General features: G+C 65.9%; 17 protein-coding genes. 10 read left to right on the plus strand and 7 right to left on the minus strand.

From position 1 onward, the window contains the following. Positions 1-54 precede the first annotated feature (54 nt). From kdgD to ACCQ08_RS20100, 3 genes are all read right to left on the minus strand, one after another. On the minus strand, positions 55-963 hold the full coding sequence (gene kdgD, locus ACCQ08_RS20090) for a 5-dehydro-4-deoxyglucarate dehydratase (protein ID WP_312836261.1): 909 nt from the start codon (positions 961-963) through the stop codon (positions 55-57). A 61-nt stretch (positions 964-1,024) separates the two neighbouring features. Beyond that, complete coding sequence (locus ACCQ08_RS20095; protein WP_373450798.1) at positions 1,025-2,002, minus strand: Bug family tripartite tricarboxylate transporter substrate binding protein; 978 nt, start codon at positions 2,000-2,002, stop codon at positions 1,025-1,027. Between the two features lie 244 nt (positions 2,003-2,246). After that, on the minus strand, positions 2,247-3,029 hold the full coding sequence (locus ACCQ08_RS20100; RefSeq protein ID WP_312418008.1) for a FadR/GntR family transcriptional regulator: 783 nt from the start codon (positions 3,027-3,029) through the stop codon (positions 2,247-2,249). Positions 3,030-3,265: 236 nt separating this feature from the next. On the opposite strand from ACCQ08_RS20100, the gene ACCQ08_RS20105 reads away from it, so the two are divergent. From ACCQ08_RS20105 to garD, 10 genes are all read left to right on the plus strand, one after another. Then, a complete protein-coding gene (locus ACCQ08_RS20105) occupies positions 3,266-4,159 on the plus strand; it encodes an amino acid ABC transporter substrate-binding protein (RefSeq protein WP_312417968.1) in 894 nt (297 codons plus the stop codon). Positions 4,160-4,183: 24 nt separating this feature from the next. Continuing rightward, positions 4,184-5,395, plus strand: a complete 1,212-nt coding sequence (locus ACCQ08_RS20110) for a pyridoxal phosphate-dependent aminotransferase (protein ID WP_373450799.1) — start codon at positions 4,184-4,186, stop codon at positions 5,393-5,395. A 52-nt stretch (positions 5,396-5,447) separates the two neighbouring features. Beyond that, positions 5,448-6,281, plus strand: coding sequence for an NAD(P)-dependent oxidoreductase (locus ACCQ08_RS20115; protein ID WP_239810428.1), 834 nt, complete (start codon positions 5,448-5,450; stop codon positions 6,279-6,281). After that, entirely contained in the window at positions 6,278-7,198 is a 921-nt protein-coding gene (locus ACCQ08_RS20120) for an SMP-30/gluconolactonase/LRE family protein (protein ID WP_239810429.1), read from the plus strand. Before ACCQ08_RS20115 ends, ACCQ08_RS20120 begins: the two co-directional genes overlap by 4 nt. 81 nt (positions 7,199-7,279) lie before the next feature. Beyond that, positions 7,280-8,245 carry a TRAP transporter substrate-binding protein gene (locus ACCQ08_RS20125; protein ID WP_239810430.1) on the plus strand — a complete coding sequence of 322 codons (966 nt, stop codon included), beginning with the start codon at positions 7,280-7,282 and terminating at the stop codon, positions 8,243-8,245. 98 nt (positions 8,246-8,343) lie between these two features. Then, positions 8,344-8,826 carry a TRAP transporter small permease gene (locus tag ACCQ08_RS20130; protein WP_021025003.1) on the plus strand — a complete coding sequence of 161 codons (483 nt, stop codon included), beginning with the start codon at positions 8,344-8,346 and terminating at the stop codon, positions 8,824-8,826. Positions 8,827-8,836: 10 nt separating this feature from the next. Further along, positions 8,837-10,120, plus strand: coding sequence for a TRAP transporter large permease (locus ACCQ08_RS20135; RefSeq protein WP_373450800.1), 1,284 nt, complete (start codon positions 8,837-8,839; stop codon positions 10,118-10,120). Positions 10,121-10,174: 54 nt separating this feature from the next. Further along, entirely contained in the window at positions 10,175-11,470 is a 1,296-nt protein-coding gene (locus ACCQ08_RS20140) for a glucarate dehydratase family protein (RefSeq protein WP_373450801.1), read from the plus strand. 49 nt (positions 11,471-11,519) lie between these two features. Next, complete coding sequence (locus ACCQ08_RS20145) at positions 11,520-12,521, plus strand: tripartite tricarboxylate transporter substrate binding protein (RefSeq protein ID WP_312417980.1); 1,002 nt, start codon at positions 11,520-11,522, stop codon at positions 12,519-12,521. Positions 12,522-12,603: 82 nt separating this feature from the next. Then, positions 12,604-14,175: a galactarate dehydratase gene (garD, locus tag ACCQ08_RS20150; RefSeq protein WP_373450802.1), complete on the plus strand. Its 1,572-nt coding sequence runs from the start codon at positions 12,604-12,606 to the stop codon at positions 14,173-14,175. Between the two features lie 5 nt (positions 14,176-14,180). On the opposite strand, the gene ACCQ08_RS20155 is transcribed toward garD, so the two are convergent. From ACCQ08_RS20155 to ACCQ08_RS20170, 4 genes are read right to left on the minus strand one after another with little or no spacing between them, the layout of a single operon-like run. Beyond that, on the minus strand, positions 14,181-15,026 hold the full coding sequence (locus ACCQ08_RS20155; RefSeq protein WP_373450803.1) for a ChaN family lipoprotein: 846 nt from the start codon (positions 15,024-15,026) through the stop codon (positions 14,181-14,183). A gap of 59 nt (positions 15,027-15,085) precedes the next feature. Beyond that, positions 15,086-15,655, minus strand: a complete 570-nt coding sequence (locus ACCQ08_RS20160) for a pentapeptide repeat-containing protein (RefSeq protein ID WP_239810436.1) — start codon at positions 15,653-15,655, stop codon at positions 15,086-15,088. Between the two features lie 17 nt (positions 15,656-15,672). Then, positions 15,673-16,911: a tetratricopeptide repeat protein gene (locus ACCQ08_RS20165; protein ID WP_373450804.1), complete on the minus strand. Its 1,239-nt coding sequence runs from the start codon at positions 16,909-16,911 to the stop codon at positions 15,673-15,675. Continuing rightward, entirely contained in the window at positions 16,908-18,572 is a 1,665-nt protein-coding gene (locus ACCQ08_RS20170) for a DUF4384 domain-containing protein (RefSeq protein WP_313331710.1), read from the minus strand. The genes ACCQ08_RS20165 and ACCQ08_RS20170 overlap by 4 nt, the downstream gene beginning before the upstream one ends. Between the last annotated feature and the right edge of the window lie 118 nt (positions 18,573-18,690).

Consider the following 18,690-nt stretch of genomic DNA (forward strand, 5'->3'; position numbering starts at 1 on the left):
ACTCCCTGCAGCACCGTGCTGCGGGTGGTTACCGGGCCAGGAGGTCAACGCAGATCAGGCTTCAATCTTCTTGATCAGCGCTGCCAGCATGTCGATTTCCTCGGGCTTGAGGTCGGCCAGCGGTGCGCGCACCGGACCGGCATCGTGGCCCACCAGCTTGGCGCCGGCCTTGATGATGGACACGGCGTAGCCGGCGCTGCGGTTGCGGATCTTCAGGTAAGGCATGAAGAAGTCCTTGAGCAGCTGGTGCTGGGTGGCGTGGTCATCGGTGCGCACGGCTTCGTAGAAGCGGATGGCCGTCTTGGGGATGAAGTTGAACACGGCCGACGAGTACACCGGCGTGCCCAGTGCCTTGTAGGCAGCGGCATAGACTTCGGCGGTCGGCAAGCCACCCAGGTAGGCCAGGCGGTCACCCATGGTCAGGTACATGGCCGACATGGCTTCGATGTCGCCCACGCCGTCCTTGAAACCCACCAGGTTGGGGTTGCGTTCGCAGAGCTTGGCCACGGTCTCGGGGGTGAAGCGGCTCACGCCACGGTTGTAGATGATGACGCCGAACTTCACGCTCTTGCAGACGGCTTCGACGTGTGCGGCCAGGCCTTCCTGGCTGGCTTCGGTCATGTAATGGGGCATCAGCAGGATGCCGTGGGCACCAGCGGCTTCCGCAGCCTGTGCGCACTGGATCGCAAAGCGGGTCGGGCCGCCTGCACCGGCAATGATCGGCACCTTGCCCTTGCAGGTGTCTACCGCGGTCTTGATGATCGCGGGGTATTCCTCCGCAGTCAGCGAGAAGAACTCACCGGTGCCGCCAGCGGCGAACAGCGCGCTGGCGCCAAACGGGGCCAACCATTCCAGGCGCTCGGCATAGCCCTTGGCGTTGAAGTTGCCTTGTGCATCGAAGTCGGTAATGGGGAAGGACAGCAGTCCGGAACTCATCACGTTCTTCACATCCTGGGGGCTCATGGTGCTCATATCAAACTTTCAAAGAAAAGAGGGGGAATCGACAGTGCCAAATCTGCGCGGCTCAATCGAGCTGCAGGTTGGCGGTTTGGACGACCGTGCGCCAGCGCTGGCGTTCGGCCTTGAAAAATTGGTCGGTCTCGGCCGGCGTCATCGTGACCACCTCGGCGCCCTGGCCCGTCAGGCGCGAGCGCACCTCGGGCGAGCGGATGGCGGTCAGCAAGGCCTGGTTCACCTTCTGGATCACGGCGTCGGGCGTCTTGGCCGGCAGGACCACGCCTTGCCAGGTGCCCGAAGCAAAGCCGGCCGCGCCTTGCTCGGCCAGGGTCGGCACATCGGCGATCAGCGGCATGCGGGTGTTCTTGGAGATGCCCAGCAGCTTCAGCTTGCCGCTTTGCACATGGGGGTAGGTGGCCAGCATGCCGTTCATCAGCACCTGGGTCTGGCCGGCCACGGTGTCCTGCACCGATTGCACACCGCCCTTGTAGGGCACATAGACCCATTTGGCGCCCGTCAGCCGTGCCAGCTCCACGCCGGCCAGGTGCGGCGCGCTGCCGGTGGCCGTGACGGCAAAGTTCAGGTCCTGTTTCTTGGACAGCGCCACCAGCTCCTGCAGGTTGTTGGCCTGCACCGAAGGGTGCACCACCAGCATGTGCGGCGAGTAGGCCAGCATCGCGGCGCCACGCAGGTCCTTGCTCGGGTCAAAGCTGAGCTTGGTGTAGACCGATGGCGAGATCGCCAGCGCACCCAGATCGCAGAGCAGCCAGGTGTAGCCATCGGGCTGGGCGCGGGCCACCAACTCGGCCCCCAGGTTGCCGTTGGCACCGGGCTTGTTGTCGATCACCACCGTCTGCTTGAGCTCTTGCGAGATCAGCTGGCCAATCGAGCGGGCAATGATGTCCGAGCTGCCGCCTGGCGGGTAGGGGACCACCAGCCGGATCGGCTTGCTGGGCCATGCATCGGCCGCCCACAGCGGCGTCGACAACAAGCCCCCGGCAGCCAGGGCCAGCGCTGAACAGATCAGGTGCGAACGGCGATGCATAGGTCTTTGTCTCCTTTTTAGATATAAGACATCATACAACTGAAAACAAAGATCGCCAAGGTGTGGTGGACTAGGGGAAACGCTTGGCTGGGGGATGGGAGTGGGGATGCAGGCTGATTGGCGTGGCCTTGGCGCGGTGCTGGCGGGGCCCTTGCGTGCGCGCTAGCAAGGGGTGGCTGGCGCTGCCGCCGAGGGCCTGGGGCCTGAGCGCTGCAGCCCGGTGGCGGGCTAGCGTGCGGGCGGTTCAGCGTTCGCTGCCTGGCGCACCGGCGGCTTGCTGCTCCTGGGCCAGTCGCTGGGCCAGGCGCAGGCGTTCGCGCGAGTTGGTCAGGTGGATGCGCATCGCAGCGCGGGCCGAGTCCGCATCCTGGCGCTCGATCGCAGAGAAGATTTCTTCATGCTCGCGGTTCACGCGCTTGAGGTAATCCGGGTCCCGTGTGGGGATGTGGATCGAGGCAATCCGGTTGCGCGGAATCAGCATCGAGCCAAAGTGCTGCAGGATCTCCTGGAAGTAGCGGTTGCCGGTGGCCTTGGCGATGCTCAGGTGGAAGTCCAGGTCGTGGCTCACGGTCTCGCGGCCCAGCGCAAAGTTCTGCTCAAAGGCCTGCAAGGCAGTGCGCATCGCGCGCAGATGCGGCTCCTGGCGCCGGGTGGCGGCCAGGCCGGCGGCCTCGGTCTCCAGGCTGATGCGCAGCTCCAGCACGGCGAGCACGTCGACCGACTCACTCAGTTCATGGGCGCTGAGCACCATGCCCGGCGTGCTGCGCGCGGGCAGCACAAAGGTGCCGATGCCATGCTTGGTTTCCACCAGACCCGAGGCCTGCAGCTTGGACAGCGCCTCGCGCACGACCGTGCGGCTGACATCGTAGTTGCGTACCAGCTCGGTCTCGGTCGGCAGCTTGTCGCCCTCTTGCAACAGGCCCTGGCGGATCTTGTTTTCAAACTCTTCCGACAGCAGATTGGCCAGGCTGCGGCTGCCTTTGGCGGCACGGCTGCCGCGCAGGCTGGCAGCGGAGTCCAGGGGCATCGATGGGGCGGTGGTGGATTCCGAGGGGCTTTTAAGCATGGCTGTGATCCGGCAGGAGAGGGGCCAGGCAGCGGCCTGCGGGGGCACGGCGGCCATGCATAGAGGCCTCCGTGGGGGATGCCATCGATGGGGATGCGGGTAATTCCGAGGGGCTTTTGGGCATAGCTGTGATCATAATTCACCCTTGTCATCAGACAACACATGACTGATGCCTTGTTGTAACCTACTTTCCCACCATGCTCAAGCTTTTCTCGAAAACCACCGTATGTGCCGTCACCCTGCTGGCTGCTTCCCTGGCGCAAGCGCAGACCTCCACCTTGGAGAAGATCAAGCAGAGCGGCTCCATCACCATCGGTGCGCGCGACATGTCCGTGCCTTTCAGCTACAAGGTCAATGGCAATGCGGATCCCATCGGCTTGATCAATGACATCTGCCTGAAGGTGGCCGAGGCGGCACAAAAGGCGGCAGGCTTGCAGAAAATGGAGATCAAGTACCTGATCACCACGCCCACCAGCCGCATTCCGCTGGTGCAGAACGGCACCGTCGATCTGGACTGCACGCCGGTGACCAACACCATTGCGCGCCAGGAGCAGGTGGCCTTCTCGCCCAGCTACTTCTCGGCCAACGTGACCCTGGCGGTGCGCAAGGATTCGCCAGTCAAGGGCATTGCCGATCTGCAAAACCGCAATGTGGCCACCGTCACCGGCACCACCTCGATCCAGCTGCTGCGCGCCTACAAGAAGGCCCAGAACGTGAAGTTCAACGAGGTCTATGGCAAGGACCCGTCCGAAGCCTTTGTGATGTTCGAATCGGGCAAGGCCGACGCCTTTGTGCTCGACGATGTGCAACTGGCCAGCTTTATCGCCACCTCGCCCCAGCGCGACCAGTACGTGATCCTCAATGAGCCACTGCGCACCGAGCCCTATGGCGTGATGCTGCGCAAGGACGACCCGGGCTTCAAGAAGCTGGTCGATGACACCGTCTACGCGATGATCAAGTCCGGCGAGATGGAAGCGCTCTACCAAAAGTGGTTCATGACCACGATCCCGCCGCGCAACGTGAACATCAATTTCCCGCTCAGCGATTCGACCAAGGCGCTCTACGCCAACCCCAACGACAAGGGCATCTAAGAGAAACCGAGCGATTGCGAATTTATGTTGAAGCTAAGTCAAAAAGTCGAGAGCCTGCCTTCGTCGCCCAGCATGGCGATTTCCTCGCAGGCCAAGAAGATGAAGTCCGAAGGCATCGATGTCATCGACCTGAGCATTGGTGAGCCCGATTTCAATACGCCCGAGCACATCATCGATGCAGCGATGGCGGCGGCCAAGGCCGGTGCCACCAAGTACACCGTGCCCGCCGGCAACGAGAGCCTGCGCAAGGCGATTGCGCAGAAGTTCAAGCAGGACAATGAACTCGACTACGCCGTGGCCGAGATCACCACCGGTGTCGGCGCCAAGCAGCTGATCTTCAATGCCTTCATGGCCACCCTGGAGAGCGGTGACGAGGTCGTGGTGCCCACGCCTTGCTGGGTGTCCTATGGCGACATCGTGGCGCTGCACGGCGGCGTGCCGGTCTATGTGCCCTGCTCCGAGGCAGTCGGCTTTAAGCTCACGCCCGAGGCCCTGCGCCAGAGCATCACGGCCAGGACGCGCTGGTTGATCATCAACAGCCCCGGCAACCCCACCGGCGCGGTCTACAGCCGTGCCGAGCTGGAGGCGCTGGGTGAGGTGCTCAAGGACTTCCCCGAGGTGCTGGTCATGTCCGATGAGATCTACGAGCACATCATCCTGACCGGTGTGCCCTTTGTCTCGTTCGCCCAGGCCTGTCCTTACCTGAAGGACCGCATGCTGATCATCAACGGTGTCTCCAAGTCCTACGCGATGACCGGCTGGCGCATTGGCTATGCGGCAGGCCCCGAGAAGCTGATCGGCGGCATGAACAAGCTCGAATCGCAAAGCTGCACCAGTGCCACCTCGGTGGCGCAGGCGGCTGCACAGGCGGCCCTGCTGGGCGACCAGGACTGCGTGCGCCAGGCGCGCCAGACCTTTGTCGACCGGCTGCAGACCATCCGCAGCGCACTGGCCATCGTGCCCGAGCTGACCCTGTCGTCGGTGCCCGATGGTGCTTTCTACCTGTTCCTCGGCTGCCAGAGCCTGATCGGCCGCCGCACGGCCGAAGGCCAGGTGCTGGACAGCGATGCCGCGGTGTCGGGCTTTTTGCTCCATGCCGCACAGGTGGCGACCGTGCCGGGCGCTGCGTTTGGCATGTCGCCTTATATCCGTCTGTCGTTCGCCACCGACCCCGCGCTGGTGGTGAAGGCGCTGAAGAACATCCGTTCTGCCATCGACGGCCTGGCACAAGGCTGAGCAACCAAGGCGCTTTTCACAAGCGCCTTTTTTTATGGAAAAGGAGCAGCACATGCAGGTACAAACTCCCCCGCTGCAACGCTTGCTGTTGACCGGCGCGGCCGGCGGCCTGGGCCGGGTGCTGCGCCAGCGCCTGCGTGGCCTGGCGCCCGTCTTGCGCGTGTCCGATATCGCCGGCATGGGCGCGCCGCTGGATGCGCAAGAAGAAGTCGTCCCCTGCGACCTGGCCGACAAGCAGGCGGTGGATGCGATGGTAGCCGGTTGCGACGCCATCGTGCACCTGGGCGGTGTATCGGTGGAGCGGCCTTTTGAAGAGGTGCTGGAGGCCAATATCAAAGGCATCTTCCACCTCTACGAGGCCGCGCGCCGCCATGGTGTGAAGCGCATCGTGTTTGCCAGCTCCAACCATGTGATCGGCTTTTACAAGCAGAGCGAAAAGATCGACGCCAACGCGCGCCGCCGCCCCGATGGCTACTACGGCCTGTCCAAGTCCTTTGGCGAGGACATGGCGAGTTTTTACTTTGACCGCTATGGCATCGAGACGGTGAGCATACGCATTGGCTCGTCCTTCCCCGAGCCCAAGGACCGGCGCATGATGCACAGCTGGCTGAGCTATGACGATCTGGTGCAGCTGGTGGAGAAAAGCCTGTTCACCCCCAACGTCGGCCATACCGTCGTCTATGGCGCATCGGCCAACCGCGATCTGTGGTGGGACAACCATGCCGCCGCCCACCTGGGCTTTGTGCCCAAGGACAGCTCCGAGCCCTGGCGCGCCAAGGTGGAGGCGCAACCCGCCCCTGCCGCCAACGACCCGGTCGCCGTCTACCAGGGCGGCGCCTTCACCGCCCAGGGCCCCTTTGGCGATACGCCGGAGCAGCCTGCATGACAGCCGCCGAGCTGGTCATCGATGCCCGCAACGCCACCGGCGAAAGCCCCGTGTGGCGGGCGCAGGAGGCTGCGCTGTACTGGGCCGACATACCGAGGGGCCTGCTGCAGCGCTGGCAGCCCGGGCAAGGCGCCGCCACGCAATGGCAGCTGCCGCAGATGCTGGCCTGCATGGCCCCCTGGCAGGGCGAGCCGCGGCGCTGGATTGCCGGTTTGGAAGATGGCATTTACCAGGTGACCTTGGGCGATGGTGACCGCCATGGCGAGGCCCGTATCCAGGCGCTGGCCACCGTCGGCCACGCGATGCCCGGCATGCGCTTCAACGACGGGCGCTGTGACCGCCAGGGCCGCCTGGTGGCCGGCAGCATGCTGATGGACATGGCGGCGGCGCAGCCGGTGGGCCGGGTCTACCGCTTTGGCGCCGATGACCTGGCAGCAGGCCGCGCGCAGGATCTGCAGCTGGGCCCGCTGATCACCCCCAACGGCCTGGCCTTCAGCCCCGATGGCCGGACCATGTACCTGTCGGACTCGCACCCCCGCAGCCAGCAGATCTGGGCCTTTGACTACGACACCGCCAGCGGCACACCCCGGAACCGCCGCCTGTTTGTCGACATGACCAGCCTGCCGGGTAGGCCCGATGGGGCGGCCATCGATGCCGAAGGCTGTTACTGGATCTGCGGCAATGACGCCGGCCTGGTGCACCGCTTCCGGCCCGATGGGCAACTGGACCGCTCGCTGCCGTTGCCGGTCAAGAAGCCGGCCATGTGCGCCTTTGGCGGCCCGGGCCTGGATGTGCTCTATGTCACATCGATACGGCCAGACGGCATCGATCTGTCGGACCAGCCGCTGGCCGGTGGCCTGTTTGCGCTGCGCCCCGGCGTACCAGGAATGGAGGAGACGGAATTTCGGCCCCTGTAAACAGGCGAGGTGTGTGTGACCCAGAGATCCGGAAACCATCCGGGCATGTTCCCCCAACCATAGAGATAACGAGGTAGACAAATGCGACTTTCCACTATCAGTGCAGCACTGGCTGCCGGTCTGCTGGCGCTCGGCGCGCAGGCCACCGAATTTCGTTCATCGGATATCCACCCGGACGACTACCCGACCGTGCAGGCGGTGAAGTTCATGGGCGAGCGCCTCAAGGCGCTGTCAGGCGGCAAGCACAGTATCCGCGTCTACCCGAACGGGGCGCTAGGGGGCGAGAAGGAAACCATCGAGCAGGCCAAGATTGGTGCGCTGGCGATGGTGCGGGTCAATGTCGGCGCGATGAACAATGTCTGCAACGAGACCGTGGTGCCCACGATGCCCTTCCTGTTCCGCTCGGTGGAGCATATGCACAAGGTGCTCGATGGCCCCGTGGGCGAGGAGATCCTCAAAGCCTGTGAGAAGCAGGGCTTTGTCGGCCTGGGCTTTTACGACAGCGGCGCGCGCTCGATGTTCACCGCCAAGCGGCCGGTCAAGAGCCTGGCCGACATGAAGGGCATGAAGGTGCGCGTGCAGCAGTCCGATCTGTGGGTGAGCATGCTCGAGGCCATGGGCGCCAATGCGACGCCGATGCCGATGGGCGAGGTCTACACCGGGCTGAAGACCGGCCTCATCGATGCAGCCGAGAACAACTACCCGACCTTCGAGAGCTCGCGCTCGTTCGAAGTCGCCAAGTACTTCAGCAAGACCGAGCACTCGATGGCGCCGGAGATATTGCTGTTCTCCAAACGGACCTTTGACAGGCTCTCGCCCGAGGAGCAGGGCTGGGTGCGCCAGGCCGCCAAGGAATCGGTGCCGTATATGCGCAAACAGTGGGCCGAGCGCGAGGCCAAGTCGCTCGAGGTCGTGAAGGCCGGCGGCGCCGAGATCATCGAGGTGGACAAGGCCCCGTTCCAGGCGGCGATGCGGCCGGTGTACGACAAGTTCATCACCGATGCCAAGCTGAAGGATCTGGTCAAGCGCGCGCAAGACACGCCTTGATCCACCGCTGATCCAACGCCAATGCCAGTGCCCGCCGGGTGCTGGCTCCTTGCAACCATCGCCCGGGGCTGTGCGCCCCGGGCTGCTCGGGCACCACGATGTTTACCAAGATTTGCAGCGCCTTGTCGCGCTTGTGCATGTGGCTGGGTATTGCCGGCCTGATGCTGTTGATCGCTGCCGTCAGCTGGCAGGTGTTTGGCCGCTATGTGCTCAACAACACGCCGACCTGGGCCGAGAGCCTGTCGCTGTTGCTGGTGCTCTACGTGACCATGTTCGGTGTCGCCGTCGGCGTGCGCGACAGCGGCCATATCGGGCTGGAATCGCTGCTGGTGCTGGCGCCGGACTGGCTGCGCACCAAGATGGAGTTTCTGATCCATGCGCTGATTCTGCTGTTCGGCGCGGCGATGGCCTATGGCTGCGCGTCGCTGGCCGAATCGGTCTGGGACTACCGCCTGCCGACCTTGGGCGTGTCCGAGGGCTGGAAATATGTGCCCGCCATTCTTGCCGGCAGCCTGATCGTGCTGTTTTCCATTGAACACCTGATCGCACTCGCGCAAGGCCGCGAAGTGCAGCCCAACTAGGAGCGCGGCGATGACCACAGCCTTGCTGATTCTGAGCCTGAGCTTTGCCGTCCTGCTGCTGCTGGGCGTGCCGGTGGCCTTCTCCATTGGCCTGTCTGCGCTGGCCACCCTGGCCTACGAGGGCCTGCCGCTGGAGGTGGGTTTTCAACAGATGACCGCCGGCATGGGGGTGTTCTCCTTCCTGGCGATTCCGTTCTTCATCTTTGCCGGTGAGCTGATGCTGCACAGCGGCATTGCCGACCGCATCGTCAACTTTGCGCGGGCGCTGATCGGCCATGTGCGCGGCGGGCTGGGCATGTCCAATGTGGTGGCCTGCACCTTGTTTGGCGGCGTCTCGGGCTCGCCGGTGGCCGATGTCTCGGCGATGGGCGCGGTGATGATCCCGATGATGAAGAAAGAGGGCTACCACGCTGACTACGCCGTCAACGTGACCACGCATGCGGCCCTGGTGGGCGCGCTGATGCCGACCAGCCACAACATCATCATCTATGCGCTGGCAGCCAGCGGCAAGGTGTCGATTGCGGCGCTGATCCTGGCGGCCATCATCCTGACCCTGAGCAACCTGGGCGCGGCCTACTGGGTGGCACGCCGCCGGGGCTACCCGGCCGGCACCTTCCCCGGCTGGCAGGTCGTGGGCCGCAGCCTGGCAGCGGCGCTGCCGGGCCTGTTTGTCGTGGTGCTGATTCTGGGCGGCATTCTGTCGGGCGTGTTCACCGCCACCGAATCGGCCGTCGTGGCCGTGCTGTATGCACTGGCGCTGACGGTGTTTGTCTACCGGTCGCTCAGCTGGGCGCACTTTGTCAAGGCGGCGTCCAAGGCGGTGCGCAACACCGGCATCATCCTGCTGCTGATCGGCATCTCCAGCACCTTTGGCTACCTGATCAGTCTCTACGGCGTGGCCGAGCTCACCGGCCAGATGCTGGCCCAGGTGACCACCACGCCCTGGATGGTGTTCCTGCTGATCAACATCATCCTGTTCCTGCTCGGCACCTTCCTCGACATGGCTGCCACCATCTTGCTGTGCACGCCCATCTTCCTGCCGATTGCCCAGCACTACGGCATGAGCTCGGTGCAGTTCGGCATTGTGCTGCTGATCAACTGCGCGCTGGGCTTGAACACCCCGCCGGTGGGCACGACGCAGTTTGTCGGCTGCGCCATTGGCGGCGTGTCGGTGGGTACCGTCATGCGCACCATCTGGCCGTTCTATGGCGCGCTGATCTTTGCGCTGGGCCTGGTGACCTTTGTGCCGGCCTTCACCACCTGGCTGCCGCAGATCTTCATGACGGTGCGCTAAGCCTTCGCTGCCTCACAAGCCTTCACCCCTTCTGCTTGCTTCTGCGCTTTCACGATGAGTACCTCGCACGCCATTCGCCACATCCGCATCACGCCGATTGCCTTCCGCGATCCGCCGCTGCTCAACGCTGCCGGCATCCACGAACCCTGGGGACTGCGCTCCATCATCGAGATCGAGACCGCCTCGGGCCTGGTGGGGATCAATGAGAGCTATGGCGACGAGCCGATGCTCGATGCGTTGGCCAAGGCGGCGCCGGCACTGGTGGGGCTGTCGCCCTGGGCGCTCAACGAGATGGAGCAGCGGGTGGCCGCGCTGGTGGCACCACCGGTGCAGACGGCATCGGAGTTCCTGGGCCAGCAGGTATCGCTGGCGCCGGGCACCCATGTATCCAAGACGGTGGCCAAGGTGGTCAGCGCCTTTGAGGTGGCGATGCTCGATCTGCAAGGCCAGATGGCGAATGCGCCGGTGGTCGATCTGCTGGGAGGCGCGGCGCGCAGCAGCGTGCCGTTCTCGGCCTATTTGTTCTACAAGTACGCCGAGCATGCCGGCCAGCCGTATGCACCCGATGCCTGGGGCGAGGCGCTGACCCCGCAGCAGCTGGTGGCGCAGGCGCAGCGCATGATGGGCCAGTACGGCTTCCAGAGCATCAAGTTGAAGGCCGGGGCCTTGCCGCCCGATGAGGAGGCCGCCGGCATTCTGGCCCTGGCCAAGGCCTTTCCCGGCCTGCCTTTGCGCATTGATCCGAATGCCAACTGGACAGTGGAGACCAGCCTGCGCATTGTCGAGAAGCTGCGCGGTGTGCTGGAGTACTACGAAGACCCGGCGCCCGGGCTGGACGGCATGGCGGCCGTGGCCCGCGCCTGCGAGGTGCCGCTGGCCACCAACATGGTGGTGACCGATTTTGCCGAGTTCCGGCGCAATGCCGAGATGGGCTGCCCGGTGAAGATTGTGCTGAGCGACCACCACTACTGGGGCGGTCTGCGCGCGACGCAGCGCCTGTCCACCCTGTGCCGCACGTTTGACCTGGGCCTGTCGATGCACAGCAACTCGCATCTGGGCATCAGCCTGGTGGCGATGACGCATCTGTGCGCCAGCGTGCCCTTGCTCACCTATGCCTGCGACACCCACTACCCCTGGCAGGACGAGGAGGTCATCGAAGGCGGGCGCCTGCAGTTCGAAGCCGGAAGCCTGCGTGTGCCGACAACGCCAGGCCTGGGTGTGCGGCTGGACCGCCATGCGCTGGCGCGCCTGCATGACAACTACCTGCACTGCGGCATCCGCAACCGCGATGACCTGGGCCAGATGCGCAAGTACGACCCCAGCTTTGACGGCAGGCAGCCGCGTTTCTGAGCCACGCCGCGTGCATTGCTTTCGACGATTACAAACCAAGGAGACCTCCATGCAACGCAGAACCCTGATCCAAAGCTCCCTCGCGGCCAGCGCGCTGATGCTGGGCGCCGGCCTCGCCAGCAGCTCCGCGCTGGCGCAAAGCAACTGGCCCACCGGCAAATCCATCACCTACCTGGTGCCGTTTCCGCCCGGTGGCAATACCGATACCCTGGCGCGTGTGGTGGCCCAGCCGCTGGGCAAGGCACTGGGCACACCGATGGTCATCGAGAACAAGGGCGGCGCGGGCGGCAGCGTCGGTTCGGCCCTGGCGGCCCGCGCGGCGCCCGATGGCTACACCATCCTGGGCGGCACGATCAGCTCGCATGCGATCAATATCAGCCTCTACTCCAAGCTCGACTACGACCCGGTCAAGTCCTTCACGCCGGTCGCGATGCTGGGCTCGGGGCCGCTGGTGCTGGTGGTGCCCGCCTCCAGCCCCTACAAGACCCTGGCCGATGTGATGGCTGGCAGCAAGGCCAAGGCCGCCAGCGGCGGGCTGACCTCGGCATCGCCCGGTAGCGGCACCTCCAACCACATGGCGCTGGAGCTGCTGGCCTACCAGACCGGGGTCAAGTTCACCCATGTGCCCTACAAGGGCAGCGGCCCGGCAGTGCAGGATGTCATCGGCGGCCAGGTCGACATGATGTTCGACACGGCCCTGGTCGTGGGCCCGCATATCCAGGCCGGCAAGCTGCGCCCGATTGCGGTGACCAGCTCCAAGCGCCTGGAATCCCTGCCGGATGTGCCCACGATTGCCGAGGGCGGTGAAAAAGGCTTTGACATGGGCTCCTGGCAAGCGGTGTTTGCGCCTGCGGGCACGCCCAAGCCGGTGGTGGACCGCCTGCATGCCGAGATCATGAAAATCGTCGCCACGCCCGAGGTGCAGGCCCGCCTGAAGGCCTTTGGCATGCAGCCCTCGACGATGACGCCGGCCGAGCTGGCCGAGTTCCAGAAGGCCGAGGTGGCCAAATGGGCGCAGGTGATCCAGGCCGCCGGCATCAAGGCCGATTGACACAGCGCAGCCGGCCTGTCACCTTGGAGGACAGGTGCGCGGTGCAGCGGCCGCGCCCGCACCGCGCCAGAGAGTATTGGATATGACACAAGCCAGAACGACCCCCCTTTCGATTTCCATGCATGCGGCGGACAACGTCGCGATCATTGCCAATGACGGCGGTCTGCCCGCCGGCACGGTGTTGCCTTCGGGCCTGCGCCTGGCCGAGCAGGTGCCGCAGGCCCACAAGGTGGCCTTGGTGGACATTGCGCAGGGCGCGGCTGTGCGCCGCTACAACGTGGTCATCGGCTATGCGCGCCAGGCCATCGCGGCGGGCAGCTGGGTGCATGAGCGCCTGCTGCAGATGCCCGAGGCCCGCTCGCTCGAAGGCCTGCCGATCGCCACCGTGCCGGCGCCCGATCTGCCGCCGCTGGAGGGCTATACCTTCGAGGGCTACCGCAATGCCGATGGCACGGTGGGCACGCGCAATATCCTGGCCATCACCACCACGGTGCAGTGCGTGGCCGGCGTGCTGGATTTTGCGGTGCGCCGCATCAAGGCCGAGCTGCTGCCGCGCTACCCGCAGGTCGACGATGTCGTCGGGCTGGAGCACAGCTATGGCTGCGGCGTGGCCATTGATGCGGTGGGTGCCGACATACCGCAGCGCACCCTGCGCAACATCAGCCACAACCCGAACTTTGGTGGCGAGGTGATGGTCGTGAGCCTGGGCTGCGAAAAGCTGCAGCCCGAGCGCCTGCTGCCGCCGGGATCCTTCCCGATCACCGACGAGCGCGCGCCCGAGCTCGATGTGGTCTGCCTGCAGGACGAGGCCCATGTGGGTTTTATGTCGATGGTTGCATCGATCATGACCCGGGCCGAGGCACACCTGGCGCGGCTGAACCAGCGCCAGCGCGAGACCGTGCCGGCCAGTGCCCTGGTGGTGGGCGTGCAATGCGGCGGCAGCGATGCGTTCAGCGGTGTCACCGCCAACCCGGCCGTCGGCTTTTGCACCGATCTGCTGGTGCGCGCCGGTGCCACGGTGATGTTCAGCGAAGTGACCGAGGTGCGCGATGGCATTGACCAGCTGACCTCCCGCGCCTCCAGCCCCGAGGTGGCGCAGGCCATGATCGACGAGATGGCCTGGTACGACGCCTACCTGGACAAGGGCAAGGTGGACCGCAGCGCCAACACCACGCCGGGCAACAAGAAAGGCGGCCTGTCCAACATCGTGGAAAAGGCGATGGGCTCGATCATCAAGAGCGGCACCGCGCCGATCACCGGCGTGCTGTCACCCGGCCAACGGCTGGCCGAGCGCGGTATCCAGCGCGGCCTGGTCTACGCGGCCACGCCCGCGAGCGACTTCATCTGCGGCACCTTGCAATTGGCCGCCGGCATGAACCTGCATGTGTTCACCACCGGGCGCGGCACGCCGTATGGGCTGGCGCAGGTGCCGGTGATCAAGGTGGCCACGCGCAGCGATCTGGCGCGCCGCTGGCATGACCTGATGGATGTGAACGCCGGGCGCATTGCCGATGGCGAAGCGACCATCGAGGAGATGGGCTGGGAGATGTTCCGCCTGATGCTGGAGGTGGCCAGTGGCCGCAGGAAGACCTGGGCCGAGCAATGGCAGCTGCACAATGCGCTGGTGCTGTTCAATCCCGCCCCGGTGACCTGACGCGCTTACTGCTTCCACTTCTCGCGCAGCGCGGCGCAGTGGTCCTCGGCCGGCAGCGCCGGGGTGCTGTGCACCCAGTCGCGGTCCGCCGCATCGGCCTGGGCCTGGTTGCCCGCCTGGCCAATCGCCACGACCGAACGGGTGCCCGCAGGCAGCCAGGTGGGGATGCCGGTGCTGCGCAGCACATGGCCGCGACCGGCGATCAGCAGCACGGTCTTGCCCGGCTGCAACTGGGCCGTGGCGGTGCTGGCCATGCTTTCGTCCTTGGCCAGCTGGATGCGCGCCATCGGGGCCAACTGGTGGTTAGGCAGCAGGCCGCAGTGGCCATCGGCCATCGCGTCAAGCTGGCGCTGCCATGCCGCCGCGGGCAGGTGGCTGTCCCAGCGGGTTTGCTGCATCACCTCGCGCATCTGCGCGCGTGGCAGGTTGCCGCCCAACACGGGCACCCCTGCCTGCACGGCCGACATCACCACCGGGCCATAGTGGCGCCAAGGCCAGCCCTTGTCATTCCAGGCCAGCGCCTGTTGCACCTGCGCGTCGCTGGCACTGGGGGCCAGGCCCTGGGTGCTGTGGCCGGCGTCGGCCATCTCCAGCACCACGGCGGCCAATTGCTGTCTTGCAGCCCAATGCGCTACCGTGGCCCGCTGCCACTGCTGGTGCGCGGCGGCATCATGCTGCTCGCCCAGCAGCAGCACATCGGGTGCCTCGGCCAGCGACATCGTTGACCGGTCCATCGCGGCGCTGGCCGGGGCCGGGCTTTGCGGTGCCTGGCTGGCGCAACCGGCCAGCAGCGCCCAGCCCAACAGGCCGGGCAACCAGCCACCAGGGCGAATGGGTTGTATGTGCTCCATGCGCGCATGGTAGTGGCTGGCCAGCGGCCTGGGGGCTTGAAGGGTTGGCGAATGCGTACTTAGCGGCGCTGGCCGTTGGTCCAGATCGCGCCGGTGGTCAGCGCGCCGTCCATCGACACATTGACCAGGGTGGCGCCGCTCAGGTTGGCGCCGGCCAGGTTGGAGTTGTCCAGGCTGACATTGACCAGCTCGGCGCCCTGGAAGTTGGCGCCCTGCAGGTTGGAGTTGGACAGGTCCACATTGGTGAAGCTGTGGCCGGCAAAGTTGGCCTGGGGCAGGTTGGAGCCCGACATGTTGGCGTTCACATGGGCCTGGTTGCTGCCGCCGCCGCTGCGCTTTTGGCTGCGCACCGTGGTGGAGGACTTGCCCTGGCCTTCGACGACGACGGCTGCGCCGCCGGCACCACCGTGCACGGTGCTGCTGCGGCCGGGGATATTCGTCTCGGCCACGGCGCCACGGCCCGAGGCCGCATTGACGACGGCACCGTTGACGGTGACCGAGGCGCCCTGGCTGCCGCCACGCACATCGACGCCGGGGGCGGAGATGACGGCGCCTTGCGCCCAGACGCCGCCAGCGGCCAGGCCCAGGGTCAGCACGGCCAGGGCCTGCTTGATGTTGGTTTGTTGCATGCTTGTCCTTTCTTGCGCTACTCGGTGAGCGGCGCGTTGTGACTCAGGTTGGAGGGCTGCATGCCTTGGGCATGCCCGGGAGCGGGACGCTCCTCGTTCGGCAACGCCTGCTCCTGCGAGAGCGGCGGTGTGTTGGTATCCGTCGCCGCATCACCATCGGCAGCGGGCGGCTCTGGCCAGGCAAAGGGCTGCTGGCTCAGCTGCGCCAGCGGGTCGGCCACGCGCTGGGGGCGATCAGGCGGCGCGCTGGGGTGCTTTTCCTCGACCTGCAGGGCGACGGCGTTGATGCGTGCGGCCAGCTCCTGCATCCAGGCTTCGTCAATCACCGGCTGCTTCTCGTTGCTGCGGCTGAAGATCAGCGCCAGAAACTCGCGCGCCTTGGGAGAGCCTGCATCGGCGGCGCGCCGGTAGTACTGGATCGCGGTGGCGAAATTGCGCTGCACGCCGCGCCCCAGGTGGTAGCGGTAGGCCAGCTCCAGCAGCGCATTGGCATTGCCTTCATCGGCGCGCGCACGCAGGCGACCCAATTGCTCGGAGGTGCTGGCGCGCTGGTAGCTGGCGATGCGGGCCAGGTTCTGTGCTGCCGTCTGGCTGCCGCCGGCCTGCGCCTGGGCGTACAGCTCCTTGGCTTCGTTCATGCGCCCTTCGAGCTCGCGCTCGACGGCCAGGTCGTTGAGCGCCATGGCATCGCCATCGCGCGCAGCCTGTTCCAACAGCAGGCGCGACTGCTGCATGGCCCTGGGGCCGGTCACCCGGCGCTCGACCAGGGACAGCAGGTAGGTGGCTTTCGCCAGGCGCGCATCGGCCGCGCGCTGCAGCCATTGGCGGCCAGCGGGTACATCGCGCACACCGCCGGTGCCCGTACCCAGCATGTAGCCCAGCGCGGCCATCGCGCGTGCATCGCCTTGTGCTGCGGCCTGGCCCAGCCATTGGCGGGCCTGCGCACCGGCTTGGGGCAGACCGGCATTGTGGTAGTAGTACATGCCCAGCTCGAACTGGGCGCTGACCTCGCCTTCCTGCGCCTGCCTGCGCAGCGCCTGCAGGCTGGCATCACTGCGCGGGGCAGGCACGCGTATCGATGAGCCCGGCGCCGCAGGCGCTGCTGGTGCAGCGCTGCTGCTGGCGGCCGTGCCGGCATCGCCAGCACCTGCCGAGGGCAGCACAATCGCTGCCCAGCTGGCGCAGGCATGCAGCAGCAGGCTGCCGGTCAGCGCCACGAGTCCGGCACGGCGGCCGGTGGCTGCAAGGCGGCTCATGGCTTCTTGCCGCTGCGTGCGGCGGCGGGCGGGGTGGCGACGGCAGCCACGGGGCCTTCGACTTCCCAGCGCAGCTGCGACTGCGCGATGACACCGGTCTGTGCGGCAATCTGCTGCTGCACCGCCTCGATGCTGGTCACGCCCTCGATCGGCGCGAGCTGGGCCTGGGTGAGGGCCACCGGCACGCGGCCAGTCAGCGGTTTGACCGTCTGTGCGCAGTACACCTGCTCCACACCGGGGCGGGCGGTCTCGATCAGAAAGGAGTTGGCCTGCGATACATCGGGCACCATCAGCCCGATGCGGCCCTGGGCCACCACGGCCTGCTGCTGCGGATTGGGATAGACCTGGGTGACCACCTGGGCGGCATCCTGGTAGTAGCAGTAGAGGAAGCCGGTGCGGGCGGGCGCCACGCGCAGCACCACCGAGGTGCCGATGGGCAGCTGCGATGCCAATTCCTTGTGGCCGAGCAGCGACAGGGTCAGCGCATCGCTGGTCGGCTCGTTGTCGGGCAGGCCGTGGGGGCGCGGCTTGAGTTCATCGCTTTGCGGCGAGTAGCTGGAGGCGATCTTGTCATCGGCCGACATGCCGGCATACAGGCGCAGCAGGCCCATGTAGGTCTCAAAGTTGACGGTGCCCACAGGGGTCAGGTCCAGCGAGGCCTGGTAGAGCGCCAGCGCATTGCGCAGTGCGGTGGAGTCGTTGCCATCGATGGGGCCGTTCCAGGCGCCTTCGGCCCGCAGCACGCGCTGGGCCAGGTTGATGCGGTCTGCCGGGCCCTGTTCATCGAACCAGGTGCGCATCTGGCGCTTGAACTCGGGATGGTTCTGCTCGTAGTCGATGCATTCCCAGTACGGTACCTTGGCCCATTTGCCCACCAGCTCGATGGTGGCCAGATCGACCAGCAGGCGCACCGCTGCGCCTGCGCCCTGGTTCACGTCGGCGGCGACTTCGTACTGCACGCCCAGGCGGTAGATGTGCTTGGGCAGGCCGGTGGCGCGGCCGCCGATCTCGACCGAGCGGCCGCCGGTGGCGACGACCAGCTCGTTGGCCGAGTCCAGACCCGGGTAGAGCGTGCGGGAGTTCATGTCGCCCAGATGCAGATCCAGCCCCACCACGGTGCCCAGCAGATCCCAGCTGTAGCCGGTGTCGGTATTGGCGGTGGAGACCCCCAGGCTGCTGCGCTTGGAGACCACCGTCTTGTCGCCAAAGCTGATGGCGCCCGAGACATAGATCTGCGGCTTGCGCAGCTCGATCTGGCCGTTGTTGAGCAGCAGGCTGGTCATCGTCTGCACGGTGTCCTGCTTGAGCGCATCGACTTCGTAGTCCACCACCCGGAACGCCTGGCTGGTGCGCGACATGCGCGACAGCGCAGTGATTACCATCTCCTTGGTGCCGGTGGAGAACAGGCCCGACGGGTCCGGGATGCTCTTGACCGCCACCAGCGTCGAGGGCACCTGCTCGGCCGCGAGCATGCGGTCCATGCAGGCCAGGCCCTCGCGCATCGCCGATGCGGATTTGGTCGGGGTGACCAGCGGCGCTTGTTCGGTGATGCCCTTTTCAATGATGTCCTTGCGGTCGGACAGCGTAGGCTGGATGCTGCAGGCCGACAAGGCCAGCACGCAAGGCGCCACAGCCAGGCGGCGAATCGATGAAAGATGCATGGTGTTTATTCTTTATGGCGATGGTGGAGCTGCATCCGCAGCGCTGCTGCCGCTGCGGCCAGCGCCCTGCCGGGCTCCCTGGCCCCGCAGTGCATGTGCCTGAGCCCGGAGCTCCGGC

The organism is Comamonas sp. SY3 (assembly GCF_041730275.1).
Lineage (GTDB): Bacteria > Pseudomonadota > Gammaproteobacteria > Burkholderiales > Burkholderiaceae_C > Comamonas > Comamonas sediminis.